The following is a 1,007-nucleotide window of genomic DNA, read 5'->3' on the forward strand; positions in this document are numbered from 1 at the left end:
GTGGCGGGGGCGCCGCCGCTGCTCAAGCTGGCCAAGAGCTTCACCGGGAGCTGAGCCGGGCGTCACCCGGAGTGGGGCCCGGCCACCGCACCGGGGCTCAGACCGCGGTGACGAGCCCCGCCAGTCGCTCGGCCACCTGGCGGGCGCAGTGCGCGTCCTCCGCCTCGACCATGACGCGGACCAGCTGCTCGGTTCCCGAGGGACGCAGCAGCACCCTGCCGCCCGAACCCAGTCGCGCCTCCTCCTCGGCCACGGCATCGCCCACCACCGAGGACGACACGACCGCGGCCTTGTCGTCCACCGGCACGTTGATCAGCACCTGCGGCAGGACCGTCATCACGCCGGCGAGCTCGGACAGGGGGCTGCCGGTCTCCGCCATCCGGGCCATGATGCGCAGTCCTGTGAGGACCCCGTCCCCGGTGGTCGCGTGGGCGGGGAGGACGAGGTGACCGGACTGCTCTCCGCCGAGGCTGTACCCGCCCTCGCGGAGCCGTTCGAGGACGTAGCGGTCCCCCACCTTGGTCTCGGTGACGTGGATCCCGGCGGCCTGCATGGCCACCTTGAGGCCGAGGTTGCTCATGATGGTCGCCACGAGGGTGTCACCCACCAGCTCTCCGGAGTCCCGCATCGCCAGGGCGAGGATCGCCATGATCTGGTCACCGTCGACGACCTCGCCGGAGGCGTCCACGGCCAGGCAGCGATCGGCGTCGCCGTCGTGCGCCAGACCGAGGTCCGCACCGTGTTCGCGCACCGCGGCGCGGACGTCATCCAGATGTGTGGAGCCGCACCCGTCGTTGATGTTGTACCCGTCGGGGTCGGCGTGGAGTTCGATCACGGTCGCCCCCGCGTCGCGGTAGGCACGCGGCGCCGCGACGCTGGCCGCCCCGTTGGCGCAGTCGACCACCACGACGAGCCCGTCCAGCCGCCCGGGCGTGGCGTCGAGCAGGTGCCGGACGTACCCGTCCAGTGCGTCCTCCGACGACGCGCGTGAGATCCGGCCGACCGAG

1 protein-coding gene is annotated in these 1,007 nt (G+C 72.7%); it reads right to left on the reverse strand.

What is annotated here, in order from left to right; all coding sequences use genetic code 11:
* Positions 1–97: 97 nt before the first annotated feature.
* The coding region (locus G6018_RS15595) for a phosphoglucosamine mutase (RefSeq protein WP_182640114.1) at positions 98–1,007 on the reverse strand (910 nt) is incomplete at its 5' end.

The organism is Dietzia sp. DQ11-44 (genome assembly GCF_014145205.1).
Lineage (GTDB): Bacteria > Actinomycetota > Actinomycetes > Mycobacteriales > Mycobacteriaceae > Dietzia > Dietzia natronolimnaea.